Origin of the sequence: Bacteroides sp. ET336 (genome assembly GCF_024733815.1) — a bacterium.
Lineage (GTDB): Bacteria > Bacteroidota > Bacteroidia > Bacteroidales > Bacteroidaceae > Phocaeicola > Phocaeicola cellulolyticus.
Genome location: NZ_JANRHK010000017.1, coordinates 1 through 15,421, shown reverse-complemented (window position 1 = coordinate 15,421; position 15,421 = coordinate 1). Strand labels below are relative to the sequence as shown.

General features: G+C 42.6%; 9 protein-coding genes. 6 read left to right on the top strand and 3 right to left on the bottom strand.

Going from position 1 to position 15,421, the window contains the following annotated elements; translation table 11 throughout:
• Positions 1-134: 134 nt before the first annotated feature.
• Positions 135-959, bottom strand: a complete 825-nt coding sequence (gene lgt, locus NW213_RS13450) for a prolipoprotein diacylglyceryl transferase (protein WP_204394393.1) — start codon at positions 957-959, stop codon at positions 135-137.
• A gap of 109 nt (positions 960-1,068) precedes the next feature.
• Positions 1,069-1,968 carry a diaminopimelate dehydrogenase gene (locus NW213_RS13445; protein WP_235340514.1) on the bottom strand — a complete coding sequence of 300 codons (900 nt, stop codon included), beginning with the start codon at positions 1,966-1,968 and terminating at the stop codon, positions 1,069-1,071.
• Positions 1,969-2,172: 204 nt separating this feature from the next.
• Between NW213_RS13445 and ruvA the strand changes: the two genes are divergently transcribed.
• Positions 2,173-2,772, top strand: coding sequence for a Holliday junction branch migration protein RuvA (ruvA, locus tag NW213_RS13440; RefSeq protein WP_154045064.1), 600 nt, complete (start codon positions 2,173-2,175; stop codon positions 2,770-2,772).
• Positions 2,773-2,779: 7 nt separating this feature from the next.
• Here ruvA and glmS read toward each other — a convergent pair whose 3' ends face one another.
• Entirely contained in the window at positions 2,780-4,624 is a 1,845-nt protein-coding gene (gene glmS, locus NW213_RS13435; protein WP_258323086.1) for a glutamine--fructose-6-phosphate transaminase (isomerizing), read from the bottom strand.
• Between the two features lie 310 nt (positions 4,625-4,934).
• On the opposite strand from glmS, the gene gltB reads away from it, so the two are divergent.
• The 5 genes from gltB to NW213_RS13410 all read left to right on the top strand — a co-directional run bounded on the left by gltB (position 4,935) and on the right by NW213_RS13410 (position 14,851).
• Positions 4,935-9,449, top strand: coding sequence for a glutamate synthase large subunit (gene gltB, locus NW213_RS13430; protein ID WP_258323085.1), 4,515 nt, complete (start codon positions 4,935-4,937; stop codon positions 9,447-9,449).
• Between the two features lie 77 nt (positions 9,450-9,526).
• The gene (locus tag NW213_RS13425; protein ID WP_258323084.1) at positions 9,527-10,870 is read left to right on the top strand and encodes a glutamate synthase subunit beta; all 1,344 of its coding nucleotides are present in this window, start codon (positions 9,527-9,529) and stop codon (positions 10,868-10,870) included.
• A gap of 122 nt (positions 10,871-10,992) precedes the next feature.
• Complete coding sequence (gene asnB, locus NW213_RS13420) at positions 10,993-12,687, top strand: asparagine synthase B (RefSeq protein ID WP_258323083.1); 1,695 nt, start codon at positions 10,993-10,995, stop codon at positions 12,685-12,687.
• 75 nt (positions 12,688-12,762) lie between these two features.
• On the top strand, positions 12,763-13,566 hold the full coding sequence (gene dapF / locus NW213_RS13415) for a diaminopimelate epimerase (RefSeq protein ID WP_154045069.1): 804 nt from the start codon (positions 12,763-12,765) through the stop codon (positions 13,564-13,566).
• Between the two features lie 55 nt (positions 13,567-13,621).
• Entirely contained in the window at positions 13,622-14,851 is a 1,230-nt protein-coding gene (locus tag NW213_RS13410) for an LL-diaminopimelate aminotransferase (RefSeq protein ID WP_258323082.1), read from the top strand.
• Positions 14,852-15,421: the final 570 nt, after the last annotated feature.

Sequence of the window (15,421 nt, the reverse complement as noted above, 5' to 3'; positions counted from 1 at the left end):
ATGTTTTTTATTTTATAGAGGAATGAGATTTTACAATAATATTCAGAACATATTTGTATGAAAATGGAGAAATAAAAAATAGGAACCAATCCTTCCATCAAAAAGATTGGTTCCTGTTCTTTTTATTCAGTTTCTCAGAATGCTTCTTTACGCTTTCCGCTTGTAAAAATCAGATATATACCGAGCAGAATAAGTGGTACACTGAGCCATTGGCCTATATTGAGCGTCATGCCTACTTCTTCTGCCACTTGAGGATTCTTGATGAATTCAAGTCCGAGACGCGCTCCGAAGAATATCAGAAGTGAAATTCCGGTGATAAGTCCGATTCGTTTTTGAAGGCCGAATTTGTGGTATGCCAGCCATGAGAATATAAAAGCTACCGCACAGTACAGCATTTCGTATATCTGTGTAGGATGACATGCCTTTGCCACTCCATTCTGGTTGTAAAGTTCCTGCCATTCACGTGAACGTACAAACTCAAATCCCCATGGGAGGTCGGTAGGATAGCCGAATATCTCGGAGTTCATCAGATTTCCGAAACGGATACATGCACATACTACTGCCACTGCAGGTATCAGGCGGTCGAATAACCACCATACGCTTTTGTGTGTAACCTTTTTGGAATACCATATCAGGGCAAGTATCAATGCGAATACTCCTCCGTGACTGGCTAGTCCGCCTTTCCATATTTTAAGTATCTCTAATGGGTGTGAGCCATAATAATCCCATTCGTAGAACAAGCAATGTCCCAAACGTGCTCCTACAACGGCGCTCACTATACAATAAACAAATAGTTTGTCTGCCCAGTCGTCAGGGTGACCTTCTTTCTTGAACAGGCGTGAGCCCATTTCGTATGCCAGGATAAATCCCAAGCCCCACATTAGTCCATACCACCTGATTTCTATAGAACCAAGGCGAAGAAGTATGGGATCTACGTCCCAAACGATGCTTCCTAAAATCATACTTTTGAGTTTTTTGAATTATATATGCAAAGGAAATAAAAAAATCTCTCTCCCAAAATGAATAGGGAAAGAGATTTTATGGAAAGATTGATAAATAGTCTGATGATTATACCAGATGAGCGATAAGTTCTTCGCGGTCGCCTTCAAGAAGGTCGATTACAGGAACTTCGATCATTGTGTAACATCCTGGCTGCTGACGCATAGAAGCACGTGCCACGCAAACCAATACCTGAGCAGTAAGAGCTGGGTTGTTGATCTTCATGTCGAATTCGAACAACTGATTGTGTGTCTTACCGGAAACACCTTTGCGTACAAGGTTTACACCATGACCAACATCGTTGAGGTCGTCAACACAAGGAACCTGAATAACGTGAGTCTCGTCGTTTACGAAATATGCATCCGACTTGATTGCTGCTTCAACAGTCTTGAAGTCTGCACCTTCTTCAAGTTCTACATACACCATACGGCGGTGGATTCCTGTACCTACAGGGATTGTCATTGACAATGCATCCTTAACACCTGCGATGGCGCGTACTGCAACAGAGTGTCCCATGCTGCGGCCCGGACCGAAGTTAGTATATGTGATACCTTTTGGAGCGATTGCTTCAAGAAGTGTACGTACTACAGAGTCGCTTCCCGGATCCCATCCTGCAGCAATGATTGAAACAGCATTGTGTGCCTTAGCTGTTTCGTTCAATGTGCGGCGTAATGATGTGATCTGTGTGTGTATATCGAAACTGTCAACTGTATTGATTCCCAATGCAAGGATTTCTTTTGCGTATTGCTCTACGCTGCGTGTAGGAGTTGCAAGAATTGCTACGTCAACGTTTTCAAGTTCTTTGATGTCTTTCACTACTTTATATGGTGCAAGTTCTGCTGGTTTGTTTGCGTCACCATTACGGCGAACCACACCTGCGATTTCAAAATCAGAAGCAGCTTCAAGTGCTTCGATTGTAAACTTTCCAATGTTTCCGTAACCTACTACGGCAGCTCTAATCTTTTTCATAATTTTATTGGTGTTTAATTATTTGTTCTTATTCATTTTGTTACAAGAAATGTATCCTGTATTTTTGACGATGCAAAAATAAAAAATTAGAATTGTTCTAAAGAGAAAAAGGAGAACGTTTTTTGAAATATTTCGGACGTAACTTACAATTTATAACTTTGTTATGCTTATTTTTGTCGTTAACTTATAATTTATAACTTAAATATGATTGAATATATAAAAGGAAAACTTGCTGATGTTACACCTACCATGGCGGTAGTCGATTGTAACGGAGTTGGATATGGTGTGAATATTTCTCTGAATACATTTTCTGCTATACAAGGGAAGGGGGATGTAAAACTATATATATACGAGGCTATAAGGGAAGATGCGTATGTACTGTATGGCTTTGCGACAAAACAGGAAAGGGAGCTTTTTCTTATGCTGATAACAGTGTCGGGAATTGGTGGTAATACAGCCAGAATGATTCTCTCTGCTTTAAGTCCGTCTGAATTATGTAATGTGATAAGTTCAGGCAATGAGAAATTGCTGAAGATGGTCAAAGGTATCGGACTGAAGACTGCACAGCGTATAATAGTGGAACTGAAGGACAAGATACAAAATATAGGTGTAGAAAGCACCGGAAATGTTCCTACACCTATATCTGCTGCCAATAATGAAATATATGAAGAGGCAGTTGCTGCTTTGACTATGTTGGGATTTGCACAGGCACCGTCGCAGAAGGTTGTCGGACAGATTCTTCATGAAGAACCGGATGCGCCTGTGCAGAAAGTCATCAAGATTGCCCTTACAAGACTAAGGTGACGGTGGATTATTCCACGGTCACTGATTTTGCAAGGTTTCGTGGACGGTCAACATCCAGTCCTCTGCATACTGCTATATGGTATGCCATCAGTTGTAGCGGAATGGATGTTACCAGAGCGTCCAGACACTCAGGAACTGCAGGTACCGGTATGCTGAAATCGGCAAGTGAGCTGATTACCGTGTCACCTTCTGTAACAATAGCTACCACTCTTCCGCCACGTGCCTTTATCTCCTGAATGTTACTCAGAACCTTGTCGTAGAGTGGTGAATTTGTTGCGATGACCACTACCGGCATTTCGGCATCAATCAGTGCAATCGGTCCATGCTTCATTTCTGCTGCCGGATAACCTTCGGCATGTATATATGATATCTCTTTTAGTTTCAGGGCTCCTTCCAGTGCTATCGGGAATGAATATCCTCGTCCCAGATAAATGAAATTACGTGCGTATGTAAACATTCTTGACAGACTGGCAATGTAGTCATTCTGTTTTAGAACCTGACGCATTTTTTCAGGTATGTCATTGAGTGATGATACTATTTCTTTGTATTCATCGGTTGATATTGTTTCCATTTCCTGTGCCAGTGACAGGGCAAACATCAGAAGTACAGTAACCTGACCGGTAAATGCTTTTGTCGATGCCACACCGATTTCTGGTCCAACGTGTATATAAGAACCGGAGTCGGTTGCACGTGCAATGGATGAACCTACTACGTTGCATATTCCATAAACAAATGCTCCGCTGCTATGGGCAAGTTCAATCGCTGCAAGTGTGTCTGCCGTTTCGCCACTTTGTGAAATAGCCATTACTACATCGTCCGGCGAAATTACAGGGTTACGATAGCGGAACTCCGAAGCGTATTCCACTTCTACAGGTATGCGACACATTGTTTCAATGAGTTGTTTCCCTATAAGTCCTGCATGCCATGATGTTCCGCATGCCACGATAATGAAGCGTCGTGCTTTTATGAACTTTTCCCTATGTTCTTTTACCGCCGAGAGCAATATTGACATAGTTTCCGGGTTAAGACGACCACGCATGCAGTCGGCTATACATTCAGGCTGGTCGAATATTTCCTTTATCATGAAATGAGGATATCCGCCTTTTTGTAACTGTCCGATATTTAATGCTATGGTTTGTGCCTCGTGCGAGCATTCCACATTGTCCAAATCAACAATCTTGATCGGTTCACCATTTCTTAGTACTGCTATTTCTCCGTCTGACAGATATATCACCTTATTAGTATATTCCACTATAGGGGTGGCATCCGATGCAAGGAAGTATTCATCTTCGCCAATACCTACCACCAGAGGACTGCTCTTTCTTGCTGCAATGATTGTTTCAGGATGATTTCTGTCTATTACGGCTATGGCATATGCTCCAATTACCTCTTTTAATGCCAACTGAACAGATGTCAGAAGATCCAGATTTCCTTCTGTCTGGATATAATCGATAAGTTGTACCAATACTTCCGTGTCAGTACTGCTTTTGAAGACATATCCTTTATCTATAAGTTTCTGTTTTAGGAGAGCATAATTTTCGATAATCCCGTTGTGTACTAAAGCCAGACGACCACTCATAGAAGTATGAGGGTGAGAATTTACCGTACTAGGTTCTCCATGTGTTGCCCAACGTGTATGTGCAATACCCATTGACGCTGATGTGTCTTTACCTGTTACGGTTTGTTCCAAGTCTGCAACTTTTCCTACTGATTTATAAACTTTCAGGTCTCCCGGAGTATTTATAAGTGCCACTCCGGCACTGTCGTATCCCCTATACTCCAATTTTCGGAGACCTTCCACAAGCACAGGCCATGCCTGACGCTTACCGATGTATCCTACGATTCCACACATATTTATTTACTTGTTTTCATTCAATACAAAAATAAGTATTTCCTGCTTAAAGAATATGTTTTATAATATATATAATTTGATTTTTTTAGACTTAAACTTATAAATCAAAACAAAAATATCATATTTTGATTACAGTTTTATTTTTATAGCGCTTATTGGACAAGCGTTTTGTAAGCATTTTAGAGTCGTTACTATCTTTTTTTTAAGAAATTGTATATGAAAGTAATCACAAAACACATAAATATCTACTTTTGTAGTGCAAAATAATACATATAAACGGGAATTTAGTACGTAAAGAAACCAAAACGCAATGAAAGAGAATCATTTTATCAGAGAAAATGCTCTTCAGGGATTATATAGTCCGTCAAATGAGCATGACGCCTGTGGTGTAGGAATGATAGTCAACCTGCATGGCGCAAAGTCGCATGAATTGATCGACTCTGCCCTGAAGGTGTTGGAAAACATGAAGCACCGTGGAGCAGAAGGAGCAGACAGTAAAACAGGTGATGGTGCAGGTATCATGATTCAGATACCGCATGAATTTATTCTTCTACAAGGTATTCCGGTTCCTGAAAAAGGTAAATATGGAACAGGATTGGTGTTTATGCCTAAGGATAAAGCCTCACAGCAGGATATCATGAGCGTGATGATAGAAGAAATAGAGCGTGAAGGGATGACGTTGATGCATGTACGCACAGTGCCGGTAAACTCGGATATATTAGGTAAGGACGCGCAAGCTACAGAGCCTGATGTAAAGCAGATTTTTGTTACAGCCGGGGCTGACGAGGCAGAGCTTGAGAAAAAACTGTATATCATCAGGAAAAAGATAGAGAATAGAATACAACACAAAGACTTCTATATAGTGTCACTTTCCAGTAAGAATATGGTGTATAAGGGAATGCTTACTTCTACACAACTTCGTGAATATTATGCAGACCTTACGCAGCCATACTTTACCAGTGCATTGGCTTTGGTGCATTCGCGTTTCAGTACGAATACATTTCCTACATGGAGTCTGGCACAGCCTTTCCGTATGATGGCCCATAACGGCGAGATAAACACAATTCGTGGTAACCGTGCCTGGATGGAAGCCAGAGAAAGTGTTTTGTCGTCAGAAAGACTTGGCGATATTTCTCAAATACGTCCTATTATACAGCCTGGCATGAGCGATAGTGCCTCAATGGATAATGTACTTGAATTTTTCGTTATGTCAGGTCTTAGTCTGCCTCATGCGCTTGCCATGATGGTACCTGAGTCTATAAACGAGAAAAACCCTATCAGCCAGAAACTTAAAGACTTCTATGAATATCATTCCATATTGATGGAACCGTGGGACGGTCCTGCCGCATTGCTTTTCAGCGACGGAAGATATGCCGGAGGAATGCTTGACAGAAACGGCTTGCGTCCTGCCAGATGGCTGGTTACCAAGAATGGAACTATGGTAGTTGCCAGTGAGACAGGTACAATAAGTTTCAATCCTGATGAAATAGAAGCTAAAGGAAGACTGCAGCCTGGCAAGATATTATTGATAGATACACAGGAAGGTAAAATATATTACGATAAAGAAGTTAAAGAAGATCTGGCATCGGCTTTACCTTACACAGAATGGCTGGCTGCCAACAGAATAGAGCTTGATACTTTGCGTAGTGGACGTAAGGTGGAAAATTCTGTGAAGGATGCAGGAAGAAGACTTCGTATCTTCGGATATACCCGCGAAGATATTGAGCGTACTCTTACTCCTATGTGTGCCGCAGGTGCGGAACCTACAGCGTCAATGGGTAACGATACTCCTTTGGCGGTATTGAGTGAAAAACCTCAGTCGGTGTTCAATTATTTCCGCCAGCAGTTTGCGCAGGTTACTAATCCGGCTATTGATCCTATACGCGAAGAGTTGGTTATGTCGCTCACAGAGTATATCGGTGCCGTAGGAAGCAATATTCTCAGTCCGAGCGCAGGACATTGCAAGATGGTGCGTCTGCCGCATCCTGTGCTTACTAATACACAGCTTGACATTCTCTGCAATATCAGATACAAGGGATTCAGTACTGTTAAGTTGAAAATGGTATTCAAGGCTTCGGATGGCGAGGAAGGACTTCGCCTGGCTATAGAGAATCTGTGTAAGAGTGCGGAAGAGGCTGTTGACGCCGGTGCAAACTATATAGTGCTTTCAGACAGGGATGTAGATGCTGAATATGCACCTGTGCCTTCACTTATTGCCGTAAGCGCAGTTCATCATCATCTGATTTCAGTACAGAAACGTGTGCAGACAGCGTTGATAGTTGAAAGTGGTGAAGCGCGCGAAGTTATGCATGCTGCATTGCTTTTGGGATATGGAGCGAGTGCAATCTGTCCGTATATGGCTTTTGCGGTGATAGACGGACTGGTGAAGAAAGGTGATGTACAGCTTGATTACGCTACAGCTGAAAAGAATTATATTAAAGCTCTCTGCAAGGGATTGTATAAGGTTATGAGCAAGATGGGTATCAGCACGATACGTTCATACCGAGGAGCTAAATTATTTGAGGCTGTTGGCTTGAATGCAGAGATAATGAGAAGATATTTCGGTACCGAGGTGTCAACAATAGGCGGAGCTGGTATCGGCGATATAGCTCATGATTACCTCAGGTTCCATCGTTCGGGTGTTGCTATATCTGAAGATGAGGCAGGAGCATTGCTTGATCATATCGGTCTTTTCTCTTACAGAAAAGATGGTGAACAGCACGCATGGAACCCCGATACTATAAGTTTGCTTCAGCTTGCTACACGTACAGGCAGTTATAAAAAGTTCAAGGAATTTACAGCTAAAGCAGATAAAAAGGAAAATCCTATTTTCCTTCGCGACTTTTTCGGTTTCCGCAGGAATCCTATCAGTATAGACCAGGTGGAGCCAGTAGAAGATATAGTGAAACATTTTGTTACTGGCGCAATGTCGTTTGGCGCAATCAGCAAGGAGGCTCATGAGGCTCTTGCATTGGCAATGAACAGTCTTGGAGCAAGAAGCAATACCGGTGAAGGTGGTGAAGACAGCAACCGATTCTCTGAAATTTATCATGCCGAAGACGGAGATATCAGTCTGTGCAGCAAGACCAAGCAAATAGCTTCTGGACGTTTCGGAGTGACAACTGAGTATTTGGTCAATGCCGAGGAAATCCAGATAAAGGTGGCACAGGGAGCAAAACCGGGAGAAGGTGGACAACTGCCGGGATTTAAAGTTGATGAAGTAATTGCCCGTACACGTCATTCTATTCCTGGAATATCGCTTATTTCTCCTCCACCTCATCACGATATATATTCTATAGAAGACCTTGCGCAGTTGATTTTCGACTTGAAGAACGTCAATCCGCGAGCTGCTATAAGCGTTAAGCTGGTGGCTGAAAGTGGTGTAGGTACCATTGCGGCAGGTGTGGCAAAGGCTAAGGCCGACCTGATTGTGATTTCAGGAGCCGAAGGTGGTACAGGTGCTTCTCCTGCTTCGTCAATGAGATATGCCGGTATTCCGCCTGAGATAGGTCTGAGCGAAACTCAGCAGACGCTTGTGCTGAACGGGCTTAGAGGACAGGTACGTCTGCAGACTGACGGACAGCTGAAAACAGGACGTGACATTATAAGTATGGCTTTGCTGGGAGCTGAGGAATTTGCTTTTGGAACTTCTGTACTGATAGTGTTGGGATGTGTTATGATGAGAAAATGTCATACCAATCTGTGCCCTGTCGGAGTAGCTACTCAGGATGAGAAATTGCGTCAGCATTTCCGTGGACATTATAAATATGTTGTCAATTATTTCCGTTTCCTGGCAGAAGAAGTAAGAGAATATCTGGCAGAAATGGGATTTACAAAACTTGAGGATATAGTAGGACGTACAGACCTTATTCAAGTTGATTCTTCGGACAGTAAAGGAAAAATGTCAGGTCTGGATTTCGGAAGAATTTTACATAAAGTAGAGAGCAGTGCTGACATTCATCATACAGCCGACAAGCCTCTTGACTTATTGGGTATAAAGGATAGGGCTATGATTTCGGCGGCGAAAGAAGCTTTGGATAATAAGAAGCCTGTTGAGCTTGAATATACTATTTCCAATACAGACCGTTCGGCAGGTGCCATGCTATCAGGTGAGGTTGCAAGAAGATACGGTCATGCAGGTTTGCCTGACGGTACTATTAACGTGAAGTTTAAAGGTTCGGCAGGACAGAGTTTCGGTGCGTTCCTGACTTCGGGAGTGACATTCCGTCTGGAAGGCGAGGCTAACGACTATGTTGGAAAAGGTCTTAGCGGTGGACGTATCTGTCTGTTGCCTCCGTCAGGTTCACTGTTCGACGCATCTAAGAATACTATTGCAGGCAATACTCTGATGTATGGTGCCACTAAAGGTGAAGTTTATATTAACGGACGTGTAGGAGAGAGATTTGCAGTGAGAAACTCAGGTGCAATAGCCGTTGTTGAAGGAGTTGGCGACCACTGCTGTGAGTACATGACAGGCGGACGTGTGGTAGTGCTTGGCGATACCGGAAGAAACTTTGCTGCCGGTATGAGTGGCGGTATAGCTTACGTGTGGGATCCTGAACATCGTTTCGACTATTTCTGTAATATGGAGATGGTGGAGCTTAATCTGCTTGAGGACTCTGCATCACGTAAGGAGTTGATGGAACTTATCGAACGTCATTGGAGATTTACCGGTTCGAAACTGGCCCGCACCTTGCTTGATGAATGGCAGAATCATATAGATGAATTCATCCAGGTTACTCCTATAGAATACAAACGTGTTCTGGCCGAGGAACAGATGAAGAAACTGCAGCAGAAGATTGCGGAGGTACAGAGAGACTATTAATAATGAATAATGAACAATTAATAATTAGGAGTGATGTCATCCGCTCATTATTAATTCTTAATTTTTAATTGAATAACATGGGAAATCCAAAAGCATTTTTAAATATACCTCGACAAGAGGCCGGCTACCGTCCTGTTCACGAACGTGTTGCCGATTATAGTGAAGTGGAACAGACACTCAACACTAGCGAACGTAAATTGCAGGCCAGCCGTTGCATGGACTGTGGAGTACCATTCTGTCATTGGGCTTGCCCGCTGGGAAATCGCCCTCCCGAGTTTCAGGATGCATTGTGCAAAGGCGACTGGCGCAAGGCTTACGAAATATTGAGCGCTACAAACGACTTTCCTGAATTTACAGGTCGTATCTGTCCTGCTCTGTGTGAGAAATCGTGTGTACTGAAGCTCAGTATAGACTCTCCTGTAACTATTCGCGAAGATGAGGCTGCCGTTATTGAGGCAGCATTCCGCGAAGGATATATCTCTCCGAAAAAATATGAAAGAAACGGGAAAAAGGTGGCTGTGATTGGTTCGGGACCTGCCGGACTAGCAGCTGCAAACCAACTGAACAAACGTGGATACGAAGTTACTGTGTTCGAACGCGATGAGATGCTTGGAGGTCTTTTACGATATGGAATACCCAATTTCAAGCTTGGAAAGAATATCATAGACAGGCGTCTCAGGATAATGGAAGCTGAAGGTATAATCTTTAAGACTAATTCAGAAATTGATTTGATGAAACTATCTGAAGGTTTTGATGCGTATGCCGTATGTACAGGTACTCCACAGGCTAGGGATTTGTCAATACCGGGACGTGAACTGTCAGGTATCCATTTCGCTATGGAGATGCTGGCACAGCAGAACAGAGTGCTTGCAGGGCAGGAAATCGCAGAGAAAGACAGGATATCTGCCCGCGGAAAGCATGTACTGGTAATTGGTGGTGGAGATACGGGTAGCGACTGTATAGGAACATCTCATCGTCAGGGTGCGTTAAGTGTTACTCAGATAGAAATTATGCCTAAGCCTCCGGTTGGACATAATCCTGCTACTCCTTGGCCACAGTGGCCAGTTGTGCTGAAAACAAGTTCAAGCCACGAAGAGGGATGTACACGTCGCTGGTGCTTGAATTCAAATAAGTTTGTTGGCAAAAATGGAAAGGTGACAGCAGTGGAAGTTGAAGAAGTAGAATGGATTCCGGCTGCAGATGGCGGACGTCCTGTAATGAAACCTACAGGCAAGAAAGATACAATAAAGGCAGACCTTGTCCTGTTGGCTATGGGATTCCTGAAACCTCAGCTTCCTGAATTGCCTGCGAATGCAGTTGTGGCAGGTGATGCCGCTACAGGTCCGTCGCTAGTGGTGAAATGTATCGCTGCGGGACGAAAGGCGGCTGCGGAGATAGATAAGATGATAATGACTAATTAAAAATTAATAATTAAGAATTAATAATTAGTGGAGATGCTATCCACTCATTTTTAATTCTTAATTGAATAAGTTTTTAATTGAACTCGTTTTTAATTATTAATTTTTAATTCTTAATTACAACTATGTGTGGTATAGCATGTATTTTCAATATAAAACAGCAATCGCCTGAGTTGAGACAAAAGGCTCTCACTATGGCGAAACGCATACGCCACCGTGGACCGGATTGGAGCGGGATATATTGCGGTGGCTCTGCAATTATGGCACACGAGCGTCTGTCGATAGTCGATCCTCAGAGTGGTGGACAACCATTATATTCGCCTGACAGAAAACAGATTTTGGCAGTGAACGGTGAAATTTACAATCATCGTGATATACGTGCGGAATTTGCAGGAAAGTATGATTTCAGTACAGGAAGTGACTGCGAGGTAATACTGGCTCTTTATCGTCAGTACGGAGTCGATTTTATAGAGAAACTGAGTGGAATATTCGCCTTCGCACTTTATGATGAAGAACGTGATGAGTTCCTTATAGCGCGCGATCCGATAGGAGTGATACCTCTGTATATAGGACATGATGCTGACGGTAAAGTATATTGTGCGAGTGAATTGAAAGCTCTGGAAGGAATGTGTGATGAATATGAACCTTTCTTGCCAGGACATTATTACTGGAGTCGTGAAGGTAAGATGCACAGATGGTATAACCGCGACTGGACAGAATATGAAGCAGTGAAAGACAGATATACTGAGATGCCTGATGATGAGGCGTACAAAGCTCAGGTGAGTGATGTACGTTTGGCTTTGGAAGATGCTGTGAAGAGACAGCTTATGAGTGATGTCCCATACGGCGTATTACTTTCCGGCGGACTTGACTCGTCTGTTATTTCTGCCGTAGCGAAACTGTTTGCCGACAAACGTGTGGAAACTGATGGAAAACAGGATGCATGGTGGCCGCAGCTTCATTCATTTGCTGTAGGGCTTAAGGGAGCGCCCGATCTGGAAAAGGCCCGTCTCGTGGCAGAACACATCGGAACAGTACATCACGAAATAAACTATACTATCCAGGAAGGTCTTGACGCTATACGCGATGTGATTTATTATATAGAGACTTACGATGTCACTACAGTACGTGCATCCACTCCTATGTATCTTTTGGCAAGAGTCATCAAGTCGATGGGTATAAAAATGGTGTTGAGTGGTGAAGGTGCTGATGAGGTTTTTGGAGGTTATCTGTATTTCCATAAGGCACCTGATGCACGTGCATTCCATGAAGAGACAGTACGTAAACTTTCAAAACTTCATCTTTATGACTGTCTGCGTGCCAATAAGTCGCTTTCTGCATGGGGCGTGGAAGGCAGGGTACCTTTTCTTGATAAGGAGTTTCTTGATGTGGCTATGCGTCTTAATCCGGCTGTCAAGATGTGTCCCGGCAAGGAGATAGAGAAGAAGGTTGTGCGTGATGCATTCTCCTCACTTCTCCCTAAGGAAGTGGCATGGCGACAGAAGGAGCAGTTCTCCGATGGTGTAGGCTATTCATGGATTGATACTCTGAAAGCGGTGACTTCTGCGGCAGTTACAGATGAGCAGATGGTACATGCAGCAGATCGGTTCCCTATCAATCCGCCTCAGAACAAAGAAGAATATTATTATCGCAGCATATTCGAAGAACATTTTCCTAGTGAATCGGCTGCCAGATCGGTTCCTAGTGTTCCTAGTGTAGCCTGCTCTACGGCCGAAGCTTTGGCTTGGGATGCATCGTTCAAAGGAATGAACGATCCTAGCGGACGTGCTGTGGCAGGAGTACATGAATCGGCTTATTGAGGTATTAGTCGTTTGTTTTTAGTTTAAACAACTGACAACCAACAACTCTTTTCCCAACAACTAACAACTAAAAAGATGAATATCAGATTTACAAAAATGCATGGTGCCGGTAATGACTATATCTATGTCAACACTATCCAATATCCTATAGATGACCCTGAAGAGCTGGCTGTGGAGTGGAGTAAGTATCACACCGGAATAGGCAGCGACGGACTTGTACTTATAGGAGCGTCGCAAATTGCTGATTTCAGCATGCGTATATTCAATGCCGATGGCTCGGAAGCAATGATGTGCGGTAATGCAAGCCGTTGTATAGGCAAATATCTTTATGAGGAGGGACTGACGGCAAAGACCGAAGTAACACTGGAAACCCTTTCCGGAATAAAAATTCTGAAACTTCATTTGACAAATGATAATCATGTGGATGCTGTAACTGTCGATATGGGTGCTCCTAATGTTTTGGGAAAGGTTCAGTTAGGCGACGGTTATGGATATACGGAAGGAATTTCTGTATCAATGGGTAATCCTCATTTGGTGATATTTGTAAATAATATATCAGAGGTGGACATCAATACCGTAGGACCGGCGCTTGAGAAACATCCGTTGTTCCCTAATCGTGTAAATGTTGAGTTCGCACAGGTTTATCAGGATAGAAGCATTCGTATGAGAGTATGGGAACGAGGTTCTGGTATAACCATGGCATGCGGTACAGGGGCCTGTGCTACAGCTGTGGCGGCATCATATATCGGCAAGTGTGGCAGGGAATCATCGGTGATAATGGATGGTGGCACACTTAAGATTAAATGGAATGAAGCAGACGGGCATGTATATATGACAGGTCCTGCTGTAAAAGTTTTTGATGGAGAGATAGCTATTTAAGTTTTTAGGTCTAACAACCAACAACTCTCTTCTAACATCTAACAAATTAAATATAATGGCGCAAATTAACGATAATTTTCTGAAACTGCCTGGCAGTTATCTTTTCTCGGACATAGCAAAGAAAGTGAACAGCTTCAAGGCGGCAAATCCGGGCATCGACCTTATCAGACTAGGAATAGGTGATGTTACACGTCCGCTTCCAGAAGCTTGTATCAAGGCTATGCACCGTGCTGCAGATGAGTTGTCTTCATCTGCATCATTTCACGGATATGGTCCTGAACAAGGGTATGATTTTCTGATAGAGGCAATTATAAAAAATGATTTCGAATCACGTGGAATAAAACTTTCAGCTCATGAAGTTTTCATAAATGATGGAGCAAAGAGTGATACTGGAAATATAGGCGATATTTTCAGTCGTGAGAATAAGATAGCTGTTACCGATCCTATTTATCCTGTATATATAGACAGCAATGTTATGGCTGGTAGGGCAGGAGAGTTGGCTAGTGACGGATGCTGGAGCAACATTACATATATGCCTTGTAATGAGGAGAATAATTTTGTCCCTTCATTGCCGATGGAGCGAGCAGACATAATATATTTGTGCTATCCCAATAATCCTACTGGTACGACACTTACCAGAGATGAGTTGAAGAAATGGGTTGACTATGCTCTGGCAAATGATTCTATAATATTCTTCGATGCTGCATACGAGGCATTTATACGCGAGGAGAACATTCCGCATTCAATATATGAGATAGATGGGGCCAGACATTGTGCCATAGAATTCAGAAGTTTCTCTAAAACAGCCGGATTTACAGGAGTACGTTGTGGCTATACTGTAATTCCTGATGAACTTGTTGCTACAGCTGCTGGGGGTGCGAAAGTTCAGCTCAATAAATTATGGTTGAGGCGCCAGTGTACAAAATTTAATGGTACAAGTTATATCACACAGCGTGCTGCCGAGGCAATATATTCTCCCGAAGGTAAGGAACAAGTAAAAGCGAATATCGACTATTATCTGGAAAATGCACATATAATGCGCGAAGGTTTGATGAAATCCGGAATGAAGGTTTATGGAGGAGTAAATTCGCCATATCTGTGGCTAAAGACTCCTGAAGGTTATGATTCATGGAAATTCTTCGATACTCTGTTGGAGAAAGCACATTTAGTTGGTACTCCGGGTGTAGGTTTCGGTCCTTCGGGCGAAGGTTTTCTTCGACTTACTGCATTCGGAAAACGCGAGGACTGTATAGAGGCTATGCAACGTATTGAGAAATATATATAAACATGCCATGTCCTGCCAATTTTCATGGCATTAATTACAATCTGTTTTGGTTTTATATGTATTTAGTAGAAGCGAAACTGCAGCGATGTAGTTTCGCTTTTTTTCTTGTTTCATACGTTTAAAAAAATGACCTTTCGTCTTAGGCAAAATGTGCGTACGTTTTGGATTGAATGTGCGCCCATTTTAAATCGAACGTGCGCACGCTTCGAAAAGCGAAGTTTTATGCCATAAATAATATATGCCTGTATATAATTTACTAAATATTATTATGTGTATAAATTTTACTATTTGATATAGCTTTCAAGATTACTAAATTATTATTGAACTCTTTTTCTTTGATTTACAGTATATTACGCCAAAAGTGATATTTTTTTTGAAAAAAAGTCGTTTAAACTATTGCAGAAATGAAAAAAGTCTGTACCTTTGCATCCGCTTTCGAGAGGGAGAGCGGTTAAGTTGACATGCTGAAGCAGAGTAAGGAGAGCTGAAAATTCTTTTGAGTATCTTACCTTGTAGTAGCAAGGGAGCGAGAAAGAAAGTCTGGTTTTCAAACTGAAAAAAAACTTTTTC